Annotated in this window: 16 protein-coding genes; 13 read left to right on the top strand and 3 right to left on the bottom strand. The window is 49.8% G+C overall.

Going from position 1 to position 18,619, the window contains the following annotated elements; genetic code table 11:
* Positions 1–355 precede the first annotated feature (355 nt).
* The 11 genes from G8768_RS17875 to G8768_RS17825 all read left to right on the top strand — a co-directional run bounded on the left by G8768_RS17875 (position 356) and on the right by G8768_RS17825 (position 10,802).
* Positions 356–2,926, top strand: coding sequence for a VWA domain-containing protein (locus G8768_RS17875; RefSeq protein WP_166848229.1), 2,571 nt, complete (start codon positions 356–358; stop codon positions 2,924–2,926).
* Between the two features lie 149 nt (positions 2,927–3,075).
* The gene (locus G8768_RS17870) at positions 3,076–4,281 is read left to right on the top strand and encodes a M48 family metallopeptidase (RefSeq protein WP_166848232.1); all 1,206 of its coding nucleotides are present in this window, start codon (positions 3,076–3,078) and stop codon (positions 4,279–4,281) included.
* 57 nt (positions 4,282–4,338) lie between these two features.
* Entirely contained in the window at positions 4,339–5,205 is an 867-nt protein-coding gene (locus tag G8768_RS17865; RefSeq protein WP_166848235.1) for a methyltransferase domain-containing protein, read from the top strand.
* A gap of 87 nt (positions 5,206–5,292) precedes the next feature.
* Positions 5,293–5,718: a potassium channel family protein gene (locus G8768_RS17860; RefSeq protein WP_243749601.1), complete on the top strand. Its 426-nt coding sequence runs from the start codon at positions 5,293–5,295 to the stop codon at positions 5,716–5,718.
* A 5-nt stretch (positions 5,719–5,723) separates the two neighbouring features.
* Positions 5,724–6,422 carry a DTW domain-containing protein gene (locus G8768_RS17855; RefSeq protein ID WP_166848237.1) on the top strand — a complete coding sequence of 233 codons (699 nt, stop codon included), beginning with the start codon at positions 5,724–5,726 and terminating at the stop codon, positions 6,420–6,422.
* A gap of 17 nt (positions 6,423–6,439) precedes the next feature.
* The gene (locus G8768_RS17850) at positions 6,440–6,904 is read left to right on the top strand and encodes a GNAT family N-acetyltransferase (protein WP_166848239.1); all 465 of its coding nucleotides are present in this window, start codon (positions 6,440–6,442) and stop codon (positions 6,902–6,904) included.
* Between the two features lie 132 nt (positions 6,905–7,036).
* Positions 7,037–7,624, top strand: a complete 588-nt coding sequence (locus G8768_RS17845; protein WP_166848241.1) for a protein tyrosine phosphatase family protein — start codon at positions 7,037–7,039, stop codon at positions 7,622–7,624.
* Between the two features lie 5 nt (positions 7,625–7,629).
* Positions 7,630–7,926 carry an ArsR/SmtB family transcription factor gene (locus G8768_RS17840; RefSeq protein WP_208020257.1) on the top strand — a complete coding sequence of 99 codons (297 nt, stop codon included), beginning with the start codon at positions 7,630–7,632 and terminating at the stop codon, positions 7,924–7,926.
* A 353-nt stretch (positions 7,927–8,279) separates the two neighbouring features.
* The gene (locus G8768_RS17835) at positions 8,280–9,125 is read left to right on the top strand and encodes an AAA family ATPase (RefSeq protein WP_166848243.1); all 846 of its coding nucleotides are present in this window, start codon (positions 8,280–8,282) and stop codon (positions 9,123–9,125) included.
* A 55-nt stretch (positions 9,126–9,180) separates the two neighbouring features.
* On the top strand, positions 9,181–10,356 hold the full coding sequence (locus G8768_RS17830) for a vWA domain-containing protein (RefSeq protein ID WP_166848245.1): 1,176 nt from the start codon (positions 9,181–9,183) through the stop codon (positions 10,354–10,356).
* A gap of 119 nt (positions 10,357–10,475) precedes the next feature.
* Entirely contained in the window at positions 10,476–10,802 is a 327-nt protein-coding gene (locus tag G8768_RS17825; protein ID WP_166848247.1) for a TraR/DksA family transcriptional regulator, read from the top strand.
* Between the two features lie 21 nt (positions 10,803–10,823).
* On the opposite strand, the gene G8768_RS17820 is transcribed toward G8768_RS17825, so the two are convergent.
* The 3 genes from G8768_RS17820 to G8768_RS17810 all read right to left on the bottom strand — a co-directional run bounded on the left by G8768_RS17820 (position 10,824) and on the right by G8768_RS17810 (position 16,431).
* Positions 10,824–14,087, bottom strand: coding sequence for a sensor histidine kinase (locus tag G8768_RS17820; protein WP_166848249.1), 3,264 nt, complete (start codon positions 14,085–14,087; stop codon positions 10,824–10,826).
* A gap of 181 nt (positions 14,088–14,268) precedes the next feature.
* On the bottom strand, positions 14,269–15,534 hold the full coding sequence (locus tag G8768_RS17815) for an HlyC/CorC family transporter (protein WP_166848251.1): 1,266 nt from the start codon (positions 15,532–15,534) through the stop codon (positions 14,269–14,271).
* Positions 15,535–15,639: 105 nt separating this feature from the next.
* Positions 15,640–16,431, bottom strand: coding sequence for a cytochrome C assembly family protein (locus G8768_RS17810; RefSeq protein WP_166848254.1), 792 nt, complete (start codon positions 16,429–16,431; stop codon positions 15,640–15,642).
* A gap of 225 nt (positions 16,432–16,656) precedes the next feature.
* Here G8768_RS17810 and ffh point away from each other — a divergent pair, with 225 nt between their 5' ends.
* Both ffh and rpsP read left to right on the top strand, forming a co-directional pair.
* Positions 16,657–18,078 carry a signal recognition particle protein gene (gene ffh, locus G8768_RS17805; RefSeq protein ID WP_166848256.1) on the top strand — a complete coding sequence of 474 codons (1,422 nt, stop codon included), beginning with the start codon at positions 16,657–16,659 and terminating at the stop codon, positions 18,076–18,078.
* Between the two features lie 287 nt (positions 18,079–18,365).
* Complete coding sequence (gene rpsP / locus G8768_RS17800) at positions 18,366–18,611, top strand: 30S ribosomal protein S16 (RefSeq protein ID WP_166848258.1); 246 nt, start codon at positions 18,366–18,368, stop codon at positions 18,609–18,611.
* The last annotated feature ends 8 nt before the right edge of the window (positions 18,612–18,619 follow it).

Genomic DNA, 18,619 nt, shown 5'->3' with positions numbered 1-18,619 from the left:
CTGGTGGAAGATGTCGATTTAAGGGCCTCTCATCGGGCATTCTCGTTTAGCACTCCAGTGAGTGTTTCAGGCGCTAGAACCCGCGCCAGTTTTTTGTCTTTTATTCCCTTTTTGATCCTATTTTCGGGTGTCCTTTCTGTTCCTCTCTCGTTTCCCTTTGGTCCTTCACGCTCGGATATTCTCCATTTTGGCAGCAGAAACGGCGAACTCTGGTTAAGCTTCAGTAAATATCTCTTCCCTTTGGCCGATAACTAAGCCGTATGGACTCGCTACTGCGTGTTTGCAGGGCTTAGCGGTGGTTCATTTCAGTGGGCAGCGACGGGATTCGCTGCTGATATATTGATGGGAGGGCAGAATGCCGCAGTATCGTCGATTACCTAAAAACCGCTTGTCATTGCTGTTATGGCTGGCTTTGCTTCTGGGCTTTACGTCGCCTGCTTATGCACAAGCGACAAGTGAAACGGCAGAGAGCACTCCGGAAGCCGCGGTGGACGCTCAAGCGGAGGACAGTGTTGCTGATGTGCGCCTGTTGATTGATGTTTCCGGCAGCATGAAAAGTAACGATCCGGCGAATCTCCGCCAGCCCGCCATCGATTTGTTGGTCAAGCTCCTGCCTGAGGGCAGCAAAGCTGGAGTTTGGAGTTTCGGTCGATACGTCAATATGCTCGTACCGCACCAGGTGGTGGGCGAGGACTGGAAAAAAACCGCCAGCAGCAAGGCCGGTGAAATCAATTCCACTGGCTTGTTCACGAATATTGGCCTGGCCCTGGAGAAGGCAAGTTATGATCATGAGCAGGACCCTGGTAACTTCGATCGACACTTAATTTTACTCACCGATGGCATGGTGGATATCGCGAAAGACCCCGATACCAATCAGCTCGAATGGCAGCGTATCACCAATGATTTACTGCCGCGTTTGCAGTTGGCAGGCTACAGCATTCACACCATTGCTTTGTCGGATAAAGCCGATCTTGGGCTTCTGCAACAACTATCTCGTGAGACCGACGGCCATAGCACGGTCGCTCACAGTGCCGATCAGCTTATGCAGGCCTTTCTGCAAGCCTTCGACAAAGCGGCGCCGGCCGAACAATTACCTTTTGATGGTGAAAGTTTTTTGGTGGATTCTTCGGTTGAAGAATTTACCGCATTGATTTTTTCAGCAGAACCCAAACAGCCGACCACTTTGCTCGCGCCCGATGGCAGTCGTTACAACGCCAGACGCCTGGACAGTTCCGTGAACTGGTTTGCGGGTGATGGCTATGATTTGGTGACGGTGAAGCATCCCTTCGAAGGTGAATGGAGCGTTCATGCCGACGTTGCTGAAGGTAGCCGTATAACCGTGGTCAGTGATTTAAGCCTCAAGGTTAAACCGCTGCCCAATAATATTAATCCGGGTGAGATGGTTGATTTATCCTTCAGCCTTCGCCAGGAAGGCAGCATCATTACTGACCCTGCGTTTTTATCGCTACTGGATATCAATGCTCAGCTCACCCAGCAGGGGGAAGGGCGAAAGCAATGGAACTACAAGCTCTACAGTGCAGGTGCGCCAACTCCGGAGAACGGCATCTTTGAACGCCAGTTGGAGGACTTTGCGGCACAGGGGCAGTACGTATTGCGTTTGGAAGTGGATGGTAAAAGTTTCAAGCGTTCCTTCAGTCATCGTTTTAATAGCCAGGCAGCCTTCCAGGCTAAACTGACCGAAGGCGAAAACGATGAGGATCAACAGGGGTATTGGTTGACAGTGAGTGGGGCGACTCGCGCACTGAATCTCGACACCACGACCGTTGAAGTGAATCTGATTGAACAGGATGGAAATCAGCGGCCGTTTATGATGGAGTTGGGCTCCCGTAATAACTGGGAGCTGTTTCTGCCGACAATGGCAGATGGCCTCTATCAGTTTGAAATGGTCGTGAGTGGTGAATACGCCACAGGTGAACATTTGCGTTACAACTTGCCACCGCTCAGTCTGGTTCTGGATGGCGATTCTCTGGTAATCAGCGATGAGCCGGTTATTGCCGACAAGCAGAGCCCGGCGGCAATGGACGACGACAGTGAAGCCGTCGAAACCGCTCCGGTGTCTGAGGAATCTTCCCACAATTGGTTGCTCTACGGTTTACTGGCTTTGGGCAATTTGTTGGTCATTGCGCTGATCTATATTGGATACCGCGTGTTCATTATGGAAAAACCCGAAGTGGATGATGAAGAAGAGGATGAAGACGAATTTATTGATGTGAATGCGGTGGTTGATGATTCGGATTTGCCGGTTGAAGAAGCGATTGCTGAGGTTAAAGAAACCATAGCGCCGAAAGAAGAGGACACGCCTCAGGAAGACGTTGAGGAGAAGGCTACAGCTGAAGAAGAGCCCCCGGCTGAAGAGCCCGCTGCCGAAGCCGAAGAAGAAACAGCTGCGGAAGCCCCTGAAGAGGAGATGGCAACCCAAGATGCGCCCGTGGAAGAAGAAGCGCCTGAACCAGTCAGCCTTGAAAATGAAATGGGCGATCCCGATGAAGCCAATGTTGGCGATGATGTATTGGCGATGGACGATATGGATGATGATGAGGCAGAAGCGCCTGCCGAGGACGAAGCCGGGGAGCCGCCGATTTTAGATCAAGCGGTTGAAGAGCCCCCCGTTCTCAACCAGGCCGTTGAAGAGCCTGAGGCTTCAGATTCTGAGAATAAGGCTGCGCCGAACATTGATGAAGAAATTGATGCCTTGCTGGAGCAAAGTAATCAGGCGTCCCAGGAAGATGAAGACTGGGCGGCGGCCTTGCAGGATGAGTTGGATGGTGCTGATGGAATCGCGTCTGAAAGTCCCGCAGAAGAAGCCGCTTCCGATTTAAGTGAAAGCCTGGATCTGGCTGACGAAGCCGTTGCTGAAGCGGATCTGGGTGAGTTAGGTGGCAAGAAAAATGCCGATCAGGGCTGAATAAAAACTGAATAAATCCGCCGCTTTGATATTAAAAAAGCCCTTGTTTTCAAGGGCTTGTATGCATCTGAATTCAAGCGTACAGTAGCTCTCTAAGAACAATTTTGGCCCTGTAATCCCGGGGCTTCAGTTAATACGAGAGTGCCCTCATGAATGCCGATCTGCTTCGCTCCAAACAGGATGTCCGTCTCAGTGAGATGCTGCTGAAAGATCCCACCGTCAGCGCCGTTAATGATTTTATTGCCCGTAAGGAAGGCCAGGGCCCACAGGGTACGCGTCGCAGACTGCTGGCGACCTCTGTTCGTCTCAGTAAAGCCATGGCGCCCGGTCTGCACAAAATGGCAGAAGAGTGCATTGAGCGACTGGATGTGAGTATTCCGGTTGAGTTGTATGCCTATTCCAGCCCGCAATTTAACGCCGCTTGCGTCAAGCCCGAAGAAGGGCGTTTGTTCATTATGTTTTCTTCGGCCCTGCTCGATGGTTTTGCCGAAGATGAGCTGCGCTTTGTGATGGGGCATGAGTTGGGCCACCATGTATACGGCCATCACGACATCCCTATCGGGTATGTGTTGAAAGGGCAAAAGCCTGCCTCCCCTGATCTTGCCCTGAGTCTCACCAGCTGGTCGCGCTACGCGGAAATTTCAGCGGACCGAGCGGGCGCTTATTGTACCCAGAGTCTGGATGCCGTAGCACGTTCGCTCTTTAAGTTGGCTTCTGGCGTTACCAGTTCCGTTGTGCAATTTCACCTTGCTGATTTCCTTAGCCAGGTGGATGAAATGCAGCTGGAAGACCAAGCGCCTGGTGCGGGTGCACCGGTGCAGGATTGGTTTATGACGCATCCGTTCAGTCCGTTGCGGGTGAAAGCTCTGCAAATGTTCCACAACTCCAGTCTGATGAAAGACGGTGGTATCAGTGAAACCGATTTGGAACTGGGGGTTGAAGGATTGATGGCATTAATGGAACCGAGCTATCTGGAATCCAAGGCGGATGCGGCGATTGCCATGCGCCATTTCCTGTTTGCAGGCACCTTGTTAATCGCCAACGCCAATGGGGATATTTCCGAGCAGGAAATTAAAGTGTTTGAAGATTTCTTTGGAAAATATAAGTACAAGGAAAGCTTCAATATGGAGCGTCTGGCAGAAGATTTACCGAAGCGAGCGGCTGCGGTGGTTGAGCAAAATTCCATTCCCAAGCGCATGCAATTGGTTCGCGATTTATGCACAATGGCCAGAGCTGAAGGTCATGCCAAGCCTGCTGAGGTGAGCAAGTTGAAAGACATTGCTGAGCTGCTAGAAGTGCCGGAATTTTTTGTCGATCAGCTGCTGGCTGAGGAAGTCGACATTGCTTTGTCCTAACGCTGCTTTGTCTTAACCTTGTTTTCTATCGTTTGATTAATGTGAATGGCTTGTTTTATGTCGAGTCCGGAAGGTGACCGTAATTTTGATGATCTGGTGGAGCACTTTGCTGGAAAAATCTACGGTAATCACGGGCAGCAAGGTGTGGTTCAAAAAGGGCGCCTTCGACATGCGGTCATTCATCGGGATTTACAAGCCTGGGTTCCAGGATTGTATCCTACGGATGGCCTTCAATCTCAAGTCCAAATCCAGGCGCTGAATATTCTCGATATCGGTGCCGGACTGGGTCAGTGGGTAAGCGAACTGGCCGAGCAAGGGCATGTTCTTGCCTACAATGATATTTCATCGAAAATGACTGAACAGGCCAGGGAATTGGCGCGTCAGAAATTGACCGATGAGCACTTTGCACGGTGTGCCCGGTGGTGGTCAAAGCCTTATCAGGAATTGCAAAGTGACATAAAGCCCTGCAGTCAGGATTTAATTCTGTGCCATGCGTTGATTGAGTGGTTACAGGAACCCGAAAAACTGTTTCCGATACTTTTCGACTGGCTCAAGCCAGGTGCCTGCCTTTCTTTCTGCCATTACAATCCAGCAGGGAAGCGATTGCGCAATCTTATCTTTGGCAATTTTAAAGCGGTTGAGAAAGAATTACAGGGCGAGCACCAAAAGCACAGTTCTGCCCGTGGTGGCTTGACTCCTACTAATCCCAGCAGCATTCAGGATATTGATGGCTGGTGGCAAATGGCAGGATTTGAGTGTCTTCAGCAATCGGCAATCCGAGTATTTTCAGACTATACCCTTGAAAAGCGTGGCGGCCTGTCTTCTCCGGAATCGGTGTTTGATATGGAAATGGCCATGAGTCAGGACCCCAATTTTGTCCACAGTGCTCGTTATCGCCATATGGTACTGCGCAAGCCCAGATAGGCATTCGTGGCTTAGAAAATAGCACGGCTTCTGAACCCGGCAATATATCTGCTAAACTTGCAGGGTTTCTTCAAGTGAGTCAGAACATTGCTGCTTTTTATTCTTGTTACTTGTTTTACCGTGGCCCTGGTAGTGGTGATTCACTATGAAATCCTCAGGGCGCTTTCCCAATTATTACCCATGCTGCACATTATTCATCGGCATCGCATTGCTGTGGGGGTTCTTGGTGCATTGGTCGCCCACGCGATTGAGATCTGGATTTTTGCGGCGGTTTATTACTGGATGATTCAGGAGCCTGCCTGGGGCAGTTTTCAGGGGGCCTTCAATGGCAACTTTATGGATTGTGTGTACTTTTCTTTTACCAGTTACACGACCTTGGGCTTTGGTGATATTGAGCCCCATGGCATGGTGCGCTATCTCACTGGAATTGAATCTCTCACGGGTCTGGTATTAGTGACCTGGAGCGCTTCATTTTTATTTTATGAAATGCAGAAGTACTGGGAGCAGGATTAGCTTTCATGTTGGCGAAGCCTTTGAAGACCTTGCCAGACTTTTTGGGTGAGGCCGGTTATTGCCCGAGCTGCCGTCTGCGCAAAGTCGCCTGCTTTTGTGAACATTGGCCTCGCGTGAATAACAAGCTTCCCTTGAATATTCTTGTACACAGTGAAGAGCTTAAAAAAGACAGCAATACCACGCTTTTACTGTGGAAGGCCTTGGCCAATTGCGAAATGCAGGTCTGGCAACGCACCGAGCGGGTATTGAATATCAATGTAGAGAGAGCCGCTGTAAACACGCCGCTCCCTGTTTTGCTGTTCCCCGCTCGAATAGCAAATGCTTTTCAAGGAGAGAGCGGGCGTGCCCACCCAATGCTTGATGATACGCAACTCGAAGGACGGCAGTTTTTATTACTTGATGGCAGCTGGCAGCAAGTAAAAAAAATGTATCGGCAATCAGAGGAGCTCAAGCATTTACCCTGTTATGAGCTGCGACCGGATGAACATTTCCCATTGGGCAACTTCAAGTTGCGTCGAAATCAGCAAGAAGAAGGGTTCTGTTCGGCCCAGGCAATGGCGTTGTTATTGTGGCGTACAGGGGAAGAAACTGAGGCAAGGCAGCTAATACAGGCTTATGAACAGTTCAGTCAGCATGTGCTGGCCAGTCGCAGTAATCATAAGCCAGTGTCTTTGCCAGACTCCTGGCCATTATGTTTACGATAAATATTCAGGCCGATTTGATGAATTCTCATAACGACGACACAATCGAATTTGTTCATATGGATGAACTGAGCTTGCCTTTGGTGAATCGTTTTTATAAATCCTGCCGTTATCCAGCGAAAGCAGGGCGGGGTGAGCGGGTTTATTGTCTGCGACAAAACGGAAAGATTCTTGCAGCGGTGAAGTTAATGCCGAAATCTTTCGATCAGCAGGAGTGGTTGTTCCTCAGAGCAATGTGCGTACTGCCTGAATTGCAGGGGCAAGGCTTGGGTAAGCGATTTCTGGAAGATTTGCAAAACTGCTTTGACTTGCCGGTTTACTGTTACCCCTTTGAGCATCTCGAAGCGTTTTATGGTCATGTCGGTTTTGTCTGTCCTGGCGAAACGGAGAAGCTACCTTCTGCAGTTGGGGAAGCCTGGCGGCGTCTCCTCGGACAAGGGCGTAAGGTCTTGCTGATGATCCACAGGAACCCTGTTTCGGTATAGATTTTATATCCATGTGCATTTTATGGATTTATCTCAAGTAAAAAGTCTTTTACTATAATTAGAAAGTGCTAATATATACTGGCTCAGCAACAGCTGGTGTGGCCTATATTTCACTGTTTAGAGGGTTTGATCATGTTTTACGGTTTTTCTCGGAGAGTTTTGGGTGGTTCGAACAGTCAGCGTGTGCTCATTGTGGCATTGGCTCTCGTGTCTTTGTTTCTGGCGGCCTGCGGAAGTAGCCAGAGCCAGAAGGCGGCTTCCAGCAACGAAGCGGTTTTTAAGGCGGCTGTTCAGGCTTCGGATGTCGAGGGGTTTCGACAACTGGGACCGGTTTACGCCGGTGGTTTACCTACGAGTGAGCAGTTGAAGAGCTTTGCGGCTAAGGGCGTTAAAACCGTTATTGATTTTCGTAAACCCAGCGAAGGCCTTGAGCAGGAGCAGGCTGAATTGGCCGCGCTGGGTGTAAACTACGTTAATATTCCTCTGGGCAGAGAGTTGGCACCGGCCGAGGCCCAAGAAAAATTTGCCCAAGCTTTTGCAGCAGCCAAGGGTGAAAAGGTATTATTGCATTGTCGCTCCGGAAATCGTGTTGGAATGGTGTGGTCTTTGTACCAGATCGCTAATGGCGTTGACGCAGAGCTTGCCATAGAGCAGGGACGCGCCATGGGGATGAAATCCGGTTTTGAAAAAGCGGTAAGAGCATCAATTACAAAAGAATAGAACATATGATGGATCTCTCAGCAATGCAGGACAATGCCCGTGAGGCATCGTCTTTCTTAAAAAGCCTGGCGAACGAAAAGCGTTTGCTGATCTTGTGTACTCTAGCGGATAAAGAACTGTCGGTAAGTGAGTTGAATGCACATATCGACATCAGCCAATCGGCACTCTCTCAGCACCTCGCGTGGCTGAGAGAAGCCAAACTTGTGGCGACACGCCGCGAAGCCCAGACCATTTACTATCGCCTCGAAGGTGAGAAAGCGTTGAAAGTGATCGGGGTATTAAAAGAGATCTTCTGCCCCTAGGCAGCGGGTCGGCCCCTGTCCTTTTTGACAGGTGTCTTTTTCTATAGACCTCTCTGTTGTGGTCGAGTCCGGCCATGCCCTCTGATGTTTCGAATAAATTTCTTTGATTTACAGTTTACTCTTAAGGTTAATATCAACTTTTGTTGATTTAAGCGCCTCTATAGGACCTGTCCCGGCCTGGATCTGAATGTTGTTTGCGCGCATTGGCCCGCAATGGTCCGATTTACAAGGCTTTCGGCCTTGGCGCTTTTCACCAAAGCCATGATGTTTTTTGCCACTGCGGGGCTTTTAGCGCCTGTGTTAGTATCTGCCAGCAATGAATCTACACAGTTATGCCCCTTGGGAGTGAAAGTATGAGTTTTAAAGGTACCGATAAGTACGTTGCCACCGATGATTTGCGCATGGCAGTCAATGCGGCAGTGACCCTGGAGCGTCCGCTCCTGATCAAAGGTGAGCCGGGTACCGGCAAAACCATGTTGGCTGAAGAAGTGGCTGAGTCTTTGGGTCTGCGATTGATCCAGTGGCACATCAAATCAACCACCAAAGCCCAGCAGGGTTTATATGAATACGATGCGGTATCCCGTCTGCGTGACTCTCAGTTGGGTGATGACAAGGTTCACGACATCAAGAACTACATCAAAAAAGGCAAGCTGTGGGAAGCTTTTGAAGCCGATGAGCAGGTGGTATTGCTGATTGACGAAATCGACAAAGCCGATATCGAGTTCCCCAACGATTTGCTGGTTGAAATCGATAAGATGGAATTCTTCGTGTACGAGACTGGCGAGACCATCAAGGCGAAGAAACGCCCCATCGTGATTATCACCAGTAACAATGAAAAAGAATTGCCTGATGCATTCCTGCGTCGCTGTTTCTTCCACTACATCAACTTCCCGGATCGCGACACCATGATGCAAATCATCGATGTTCATTATCCGAGCATCAAAGGTGATCTGGTGAATGAAGCCCTGGACATTTTCTTTGATGTGCGCAAAGTGCCTGGCTTGAAGAAGAAACCTTCGACATCCGAATTGATCGATTGGTTGAAGCTGTTGTTGGCGGACGATATCCCGGATGAAGTTTTGAAGAATCGCGATGCCAGCAAAGCCATCCCACCTTTGTATGGTGCGTTGCTTAAAAACGAGCAGGACGTTCATATGCTCGAACGCCTGGCCTTTATGGTGCGTCGCGAGAGCCGCTAAGCGCGGATCTCTGCTTTCAAAGAACGGCAAACATTAATGCAAAAAGGTTGCATGCATGCTGGTTAACTTTTTTTATGGCTTGCGCAATGCCAATGTGCCAGTCTCAATCAAGGAATTATTGGTGTTGCTGGAGGCGATGGAAAAACATCTGGCCTTTGGCAGTATCGACGATTTCTATCTTCTGTCGCGCACCTGTCTGATTAAAGACGAAAAGCACTTCGATAAATTTGATAGAGCCTTTGGTGCTTACTTCAAAGACCTCGAGGGGCTTGATGACATTATTGAAGCGCTGATTCCCGAAGATTGGCTGCGTTCCGAATTCATCAAAAACCTCTCGGAAGAAGAGAAGGCACAGATTGAATCCCTGGGTGGCTTGGAAAAGCTGATCGAGGAATTTAAAAAGCGTTTGGAAGAACAGAAAAAGCGCCACGAAGGTGGCAATAAATGGATCGGTACCGGCGGTACTTCACCCTTTGGCCACAGTGGTTACAACCCGGAAGGTATTCGCGTCGGTGGTGAAAGCCGTAACAAGCGCGCGACCAAGGTTTGGGAAAAGCGCGAATTTAAAAATCTCGACGATGAAGTAGAGCTGGGTACGCGCAATATCAAGATGGCCTTACGTAAGTTGCGCAAATTTGCTCGCCAGGGTGCTGAGGATGAGTTGGACCTCGACGATACCATTCGTTCAACCGCTCGCAATGCCGGCCTCTTGGACATCAAAATGGTGCCTGAGCGACACAATGCCGTGAAAGTGTTGTTGTTTTTTGATGTGGGTGGTTCGATGGACCCCTATGTGCGTCTCTGTGAGGAGTTGTTCTCGGCGTGTAAAACCGAGTTCAAGCACATGGAGTATTTCTATTTCCACAATTTTATTTACGATTCGGTGTGGAAAGACAATATGCGTCGAAACACTGAAACCACGCCTCTGTTCGATGTTTTGCACACCTACAGCAGCGACTATAAGGTCATCTTTATTGGCGATGCTTCGATGGCACCCTATGAAGTGACCAGTCAGTACGGCAGTGTCGAGTACATGAATGAAGAGGCGGGTTATGTGTGGATGAACCGTCTTACCGAAACTTTCGACAAGGTAATCTGGTTAAACCCGACAGCCAAGAAATATTGGCGTTACACCCAAACCATCGACATGATTAAAGATCTGGTTGATGGTCATATGTACCCTCTGACTCTGGAAGGCTTGGACGAGGGCATCAAGTTTCTTACCAAGTGATCCCCAAGGCGCCATCCCATTGGCGCCTGCCTTTCTGATTTATATCAAAATCTCAATCTTTGCTATGCTTTAACCTTGTTTTAATTGATTTTGAAACAAGGCAGCCGAGGATTGAGATTATGTCACTAGAGCAAATCCGAGATCATTTACTGGCCCGGCAAGCGGAATTGGAAGGTCGTTTAGCCAGGGTGGAAGAACATGTCAGTCATCGCAATGAGCCACTGTCGGCGGATTTCGCTGAACAGGCGGTTGAACGTGAGAATGATGAGGTTCTGGAAGCAATTGGCTGTGAGGTTAGTAACGAGCTTGCGCAAATCAAACAGTCCTTGCGTCGAATTGAAGAGGGCGGTTACGGCGTTTGTGAGCGCTGTGGAGAAGATATTGCCCTTGAACGCCTTAAAATTGTTCCTCACACCATCTACTGTATTCGCTGCGCGGTAGGTTAAAGGTGCGGATGTAGATTGGATTTAGGCCTTATCATCCGCAGGGTTTTGAACCTGCGTGGGTATCAGTAACTCAAAGCAGCAGCCCTGTTCCAGATTGTAGCAGCTGATTTCACCTTTCAGCTGCTGACTGCTGTTGTTGAAAGCGGCGTGCAGGCCGAGCCCCACATTGTTGGCATTCGCGGCGACAAAAGGATCAAATATTTTTTCAATAAGCTCAGGCACAATGCCCTGGCCATTGTCGCCAATGCTGATTTTCAGCTTTTCTTCGACGACTTCATAATTGATATGGATGGCCGCATCTTCTTGTTCACCATCGAAGGCGTGCTCCAGAGCATTCTGAATAAGCTCTTTCAACACATGGAAAAGGCTAATCTCCCGGCAATGCAGGCGGAGTTCTTGTGGGCCGTCAATAAACAGTTTGACCTTCCCTTCGATAAACTGCCCCTGTAATTGCAGCAGAACTTTCTCCAGCAAATCGTGAAAAACAATGTCACGGATGTCTTCATCGTGTTCATCACCGGCGAGTAGCTTGAAGTTACTGATCAGCTGATTCAGTCGATGCAGATTTTTCTGCATTAAGCCGTCCGCACCATTGAGTTTGCGAGAAAGCTGTTCTTTGGTTTTAGCGTCGCTGTCTGGAATCGCGTGCAGGCTCTGCTGGCTGCAATCGCTGATAACCGAAGAGGCCATGGTAACGACACCAAGCGGAGTGTTTAACTCATGGGCCATCCCTCGAACCAGGCGACCCAAAGATGCGTGTTTTTCACTGGCCACCAGTTGTGCCTGGGTGCGTTGCAATGTGTCCAGAGATTCGCTCAGTTCCTGAGTACGTTGATCGACAACTTTTTCCAGAACCCGGCGGCGATGCTCAAGGTGGCGCAATCTCAGGTAAAACAGCAGATAGAGCAGTCCGAGACCTGCGGCAACGGCGGCGATGCGGAACGCCAGGGTTTCATACCATGCGGGGGCAATGCTAACAGGAACACTCAGTTGTTCAGGGCTCCAGTCCCCCAGGCGGTTGCTTGCTCGTACCTGCAGTTCATAGTCACCGGGATTCAAGTTGGTATAGGTGGCAATGCGTCGAGAAGAGTCGGTGTAGGTCCATGTGTCATCATAACCCAGTAAACGATAGGCATAGAGAATACGATGGGGGTCCGAATAATCCAGCGCTGAAAAACTGACCGAGAAGCCATGGTTGTTCGGTGCGAGGGATAGGGAGCTGCCAGGGCTTGGCAAGGGTTTACCGTCAATATCGATTCGGTTAATGATCAGTGGTGGCTTATAGGTCCAGCTATTAAATTGTTCGGGTTTAAGAATACTGACGCCATTGGCTCCGCCGAAAATGTAACTGCCGTCTCGGGTTTTGGTGGAGGCCATTGGGCGGCGGATGCGGTGATAAACTCCGTCCGCATGGCTTAAAAATTGTGTTTTTCCGGATTCAAAATCGAATACAAAGTTTGCTCCCCAATAGCGCCCGTCGGGTCCGGGATAAGCTTCAACATTGTTAAAAGTATCGCCTGGAATGTTTTCACTGCTGATCGATACATCGTCAGGATTTAGAGTCATCTTGAACCAGGCCGATTGGCTGATAAGAATAAGCTCTCGATCATTGAGTCGGTGCAGAGCCAGGATGCGATTATTTTTTAAATGTTCTGTCAGTGTTTCATCGAGACTGACCCTTTGTAAGCTGTCGCCACCTTTTGGCAGGTAAAACAGGGCAGCCGGTCCACCAAGCCACAAATCACCATTGTCCATATGCACTTTGTAATACAGTGCCGCGGTTTTTGAAAATTCACTCTCCTGAATTCTTTCCAGACGATTTTCTTTTTCCAGAAAACGATTGATCCCCCGTCGGGTTATTACCAAGACATCACCATTTTCTTCTGGGAGAAGTCGAAAAATTTTGTTGGAAAACAAACCGTCTTCTGTTGTGAAACGTTCCAGTGTTTTGTTGGCTTGTCCGGGGTCTTTAATTCGATAAAGGCCGCGGTTCAATCCGCCCAGCCAGATGCTACCATCGAGGCTCTGGCTGATGGCTTTTACCGTACCTTCCTGGAGTTGATTTTCTTTTCCCGGTGCCGGCAGAATACGATCGACTTTGCCAACCGCTGGGTCGAAAATATCAATGCCTTTTCCGTAGGTGGAAAACCACAGAAACCCATCTTTGTCTTCAAAAACGGCATAGATGTCGTTATGGCTCAGGCTTTGTGGGTCGCCGGGTGAATGTGCCAGGCTGCGAGAAAAATGATTGGCGATGTTAATTCGGCTCAGGCCCTTGCCCAATGTGGAAATCCACAGCAGGCCAGATCGATCCAGTAAAAACGCACCGGCATTATCACTGTCAAAACTGGCTTCGCTGCTTTCACTGTGACGGTGTGAGCCAATCAGTTGGCCGCTGACTTCATCAAAAATCTGAATGCCGCTGCGTGCAGTGCTGATCCAGATTTGGCCGTTTGGCAGTTGAATAATATCTTTTACCCAATCGTCCGTATCGAGCTTTTCTATATTGCCGAACAGCGTTCGACGATAGGCGCCTTTGCCGAAGGTGCCAAACCACAGGGTGCCATCGCGACTTTGAAAAATTTTGGTGAGGGTTTGCTGGCTCAGATCCGATTCGTTCAAATCCCGAAACATGGCGTCAATGGTCTCTCCATCTTTTTTGAAACGGTCGACACCTGCCGTACTGCCAAACCAGAGTTGCCCGTTCTTATCCAATAGCAGCGCGCTGATCACTCTGGCACTGAGCCCATCTTCTTTTGAGGTGTACGCTTTTAAAATTCCCTTTTGCAAATGATAGCGGAATAGGCCCTGACTGGTGGCCAGCCAGGCTTCCTGCCCATTTAAGGGGATAATGCGATTGATGGACGGATAGCTGCTCTGCTGCTCAGCCTTGATTCTGTATTGCGTAAAACGTCGGTCTTCGGGGTTTAAGACGTATAAGCCTGACGCGGCTGTGCCGACCCAAATTTTGCCTTGCGGGCCAATAGATATCTTTCTAACCCAATGGTTGGGAAATTGTTCGGCATTCTCGTTGAAGTAGGGAGCGGGGATAACCTGATACCCGTCGAACTGGTACAAGCCTTCGTAGGTTGCTATCCAGATCAAGCCGTCTTTGCCCTGGCCAAGATCGGTAATAGTGGGCAGATCGTAATTGCCCTGCAACACAGTTTCGAAATAGGGGGCCCCTAAATCGAATATGTCCGCCGCGCGTCCTGGACTCACGAGACTGAATGTACAGAGCAGCAAGCCAACAATCAGCTTGCTAAAGCGGGATGCAAAAACCATAACAAGATTCTGTAAAGATAATGCCCTGACCGAGACGGTTAACTGCCCTGTGAGTACAAGGTTCTCATCCCTGTGAGCCTTATTTTTGTTTTTAGCCGTTTCGCTGTGCAGATACAGCGGGCCTCTAGGCAATTGTAGCAGTAGACCGGATATTCGTTGGCGGATTTAAGCGTAAATTCTCTTATTTCCGTCGCACGTTGGCCACTTCGATCATATTGTTACTGATTTTCGATGTCTCGAATTGAAAACGTCCCAGGCTGAATCCCATATGGCCGGCCGGAATGGATTCGATATGTTCCAGAATCAAACCGTTCAAGGTTTTGGGGCCATCAATGGGTAATTCCCAGCCCAACTGTTTATTTATGTCCCGTATGGAGGTGCCGCCTTCAATGGCAAACCAGCCATCGTTCAGCGGACTGATTTCCTGTTGAGCTTCTTCGGCCAGGTTGGTGGTGAAGTCGCCGACAATTTCCTCCAGCAAATCTTCCAGAGTGACGATGCCTTGAACATCACCGTATTCATCCACAGCAATGGCAATGCGGCGTTTTTCTTTCTGGAAATTTAACAGCTGAACATGAAGTGGTGTGGATTCCGGCACGAAATAGGGTTCACGGGCAAAGCGTTTGATAGCTTCGTGGGTAATGGTTTCATCACCCCCGTAGATAAATTTTGCAGCATTGCGCAGATGCATTACGCCGACAATATTATTGATGTCGCCCTGGTAAACCGGCAAGCGGGTATAGGCGCTGCTGCGAATTTGTTCCATCAGGGTTGGTACATCTTCTTCGATATCGAGACCGATCACTTCATTACGGGGCACCATAATGTCCTCTACGGTTGCCTTTTCGAGATCGAGGATATTCAGCAGCATGCCCTGGTGTTGGTCGGGGATCAGGTCACCGGCTTCATCCACCGCCGTGCGAAGTTCTTCTGGACGAAGAAGTTCATTATTTCCATGATCCTGAGGGTTGATCCCAATCAGCCGGGCAAGGCCATTGGATACACCATTCACTAACCACACGGCTGGAATCAACAGGAACAACAGAGGTCGCAGGATAAAGCTGGCTGGAAAGGCGATTTTTTCCGGGTAGAGTGCCGCGATGGTTTTGGGCGTTACCTCTGAAAAGATCAGGATAACCAGTGTCAGCAGGATGCTGCCGAAGATGGCACCTTTTGCACCATAGAGGGCGGTACCAATAATCGTGGTGATCGACGCCGCTGCAATATTCACCAGATTGTTGCCAATCAGGATAACGCCAATCAGGCGGTCGGGGCGTTGAAGAAGCTTGGAAACACGTTTGGCACTGCGGTTACCATTATTGCTGAGATGACGCAGGCGATAGCGGTTGAGCGCCATCATGCCGGTTTCTGAGCTGGAAAAAAATGCGGAAAGCAGAACTAAAACAGCCAATGCTATCAAGAGCAGGCTTATGGGTATCTCGTTCAAGAAGGGATTAACCTGGGTCGCTATTATTAGCTGCAATAGTGAAGCAGACGCTGATTAGAATCAAGCGTGAAATGCCTGCTCTGTGGGCCGCTTGAGTCGAGTGTGTTAGAGAATAAGCTCAAGCACCAGTTTGCTGCCGAAATAGGCCAGCATAAGAGCGATAAAGCCCCCCAGCGTAAAGCGAATGGCGGTATTGCCACGCCAGCCTTTAAAGTGTCGTCCAAACAATAGGGTGGCATAGATCAGCCAGGAGGCGGTTGAAAAGAAAATCTTGTGAGCCATGGGCTGCTCGGGATCAATATCAACAAACAAGGTGCCGGTCAAAATCGAAATGCTGAGTAAGGCGAAGCCAACCCATAATAGCTCAAACAGCAGTGCTTCCATTGTCTGCAGTGGGGGGAGCAGGCGTACCATGCCACTGATGTGCTTGTTGCGCAGTTGGTGATTCTGATAAGCCAGCAGTAGGGCCTGCATGGTCGCAATCGTCAGCAGGCTATAGGCGAGCAAAGACAGCAAAATATGAATGCTGGTGCCGGTATTTAACTGCAGGCTTTGTTCGTTGCTGTTAAAGATCAAGGTGCAGGCGATGGCAATAACACTCATCGGGCTGACCAGCAGCAGAACATTCAAAGTTGGTTTGCGTAAACTGCTTATCAGGATGACGACATTGATAAGCCATACCAACAATGACGGTACCTTGAAGAAGCTGAGCGAAACTTCACCGCCGCTCATAAACTGAAAGACCAGGCCCGCACCATGGAAGACGAGGGCGGGGATCAGCAGGGCGCGAAGGTGGTTCGGCTTTGCAGTCTGTTGATGCCTGATCTCCCCTAGAATAAAACCAAAGATAGCCAGATAGCAGACTATCGCGAGAATCAAACTGGCAGTGGTGAGCATCAACACAGATTCCTTGGCTTTGGCATATGGGGACGCATAAGTTAAGCCGCTAAGTGTGTCATAAGGAGGGCTTAATGAGAAGTTTTATCACTGATTTTCAGAGCTTACTCAAGGCTTTGGGCTCTGCTATACTGCTGGCCTTTTGCGTTCGCCCATCGCGGCGCCCGGTCAATGTTTAACCCAAAGGCGAATTAGCTGCCTTTATGTTGGAGTTGCAACAGCACCATGTTCGACAATTTAAGTGATCGTCTTTCCCATTCGCTCAAGAGCATTACGGGCAAGGCACGTCTCACCGATGACAATATTAAAAGCACTTTGCGTGAAGTGCGTAAGGCTTTATTGGAAGCCGATGTGGCTTTGCCTGTGGTTAAGTCCTTTGTGGATCGCGTGCGCTCCAAGGCAATTGGTTCCCAGGTGGCCAAATCCCTGAACCCGGGTCAGCAGTTTCTGAAGATTGTTGAAACCGAGTTAATTGATGTGATGGGAGCGGCGAACGAGTCCCTGAATTTGGCTGCTCAACCACCTGCAGTGGTGTTGATGGCTGGCTTGCAGGGGGCGGGTAAGACCACATCGGTAGCCAAGCTGGCTCGTTTTCTGCGCGAGCGTGAGAAGAAAAAGGTTCTGGTGGTCAGTGCGGATATCTATCGCCCGGCGGCGATCCAGCAGCTGGAAACTCTGGCCGGTGAAGTTGAGGTTGATTTCTTCCCGTCGACGACTGAGCAAAAGCCGGTGGATATCGCTCAGGCGGCCATTGATCATGCCAAGAAGCAGTTTATTGATGTTGTCATTGTCGATACCGCAGGCCGTTTGCACATCGACGATACTTTGATGGATGAAATTCAGGGCTTGCACGCTGCGATCAATCCGGTTGAAACCCTGTTTGTGATCGACGCCATGATTGGTCAGGATGCGGTGAATACCGCCAAGGCCTTCAATGAGGCGTTGCCGCTAACCGGTGTGATTCTGACCAAGGCCGATGGTGATGCCCGTGGTGGTGCGGCGCTGTCTGTACGTCAGGTCACCGGAAAACCCATCAAGTTTATCGGTGTCGGCGAGAAGGTTGACGCGTTGGAGCCGTTCCATCCGGATCGAATCGCCAGTCGCATCCTCGGTATGGGCGACGTGATGTCCCTGATCGAGCAGGCTGAGCAGAAGATCGATAAGGCGAAAGCCGAGAAGCTGGTTAAGAAGGTTCAAAAAGGTCAGAAGTTTGATCTTGAGGATCTGAAAGAGCAGTTTCAGCAAATGAAAAATATGGGGGGTATGGGCGGCATGCTGGATAAGCTGCCGGGCATGGGCAACATCTCCCAAATGGTGGATGAAAATGCCATGGGTAAGCAGTTTGGCCAGATGGAGGCGATCATTAACTCCATGACGCCTGCCGAACGCCGAAACCCGGATCTGTTGAACGGTTCTCGCAAGCGCCGCATTATCGCCGGCTCCGGCACTCAAATGCAGGATCTGAACCGTTTGCTGAAGCAGCATAAGCAGATGGCTAAGATGATGAAGAAAATGAAAGGCGGCGGTATGGCCAAGATGATGCGAGGCCTGGGCGGCATGATGGGTGGTGGTGGTATGCCGCCAGGTGGAATGCCTCCGGGAGGTATGCCCCCAGGTGGTGGTTTGCCACCTGGCTTTGGTCGCTAGTTCCACCTCTCAGTCTTAAAAGGGTGCCATTGGCATCCTTTTTTCTTTGTATGCAGGCATTTGAGCGCCTGTTTCAGAAGCTTGGTGCTCTGCGGGGGTTTTCACCATTGCTGGATCGGTCGTTTCCTTCCCGGGTCTCCGTTCAAAGCCTCTGAACACGGACTTTCTTTAAGCTCGCTCTTCCAGTATAATGCCGCGCCTTCTTCGGGCTATAAGGCCTAAGGAAGTTGAAGACTATTTGTTCATGCCGTGAGGCAGCACATTGTAAATATAGTAGGAAGACTTACATGGTAAGCATTCGATTGGCCCGTGGTGGCTCTAAAAAACGTCCTTTTTATCACTTGACCGTAACCGACTCACGTAACCCACGTGACGGTCGTTACCTTGAGCGCGTTGGTTTCTTCAACCCTGTTGCTCGTGGTCAGGAAGAGCGTCTGCGTGTAGACGCTGAGCGCATCGAGTACTGGGTAGGCCAAGGCGCCCAGGTTTCCGATCGCGTTCGTAAGCTGTTGAAAGAAGCAGCAGCGGCCTAAGGCCTGCT

The organism is Pseudoteredinibacter isoporae, assembly GCF_011602085.1.
In the GTDB taxonomy this organism is placed as follows: domain Bacteria; phylum Pseudomonadota; class Gammaproteobacteria; order Pseudomonadales; family Cellvibrionaceae; genus Pseudoteredinibacter; species Pseudoteredinibacter isoporae.
Note: the sequence above shows the minus strand (reverse complement) of the source record. Positions and strands in the feature narration are given on the sequence as shown.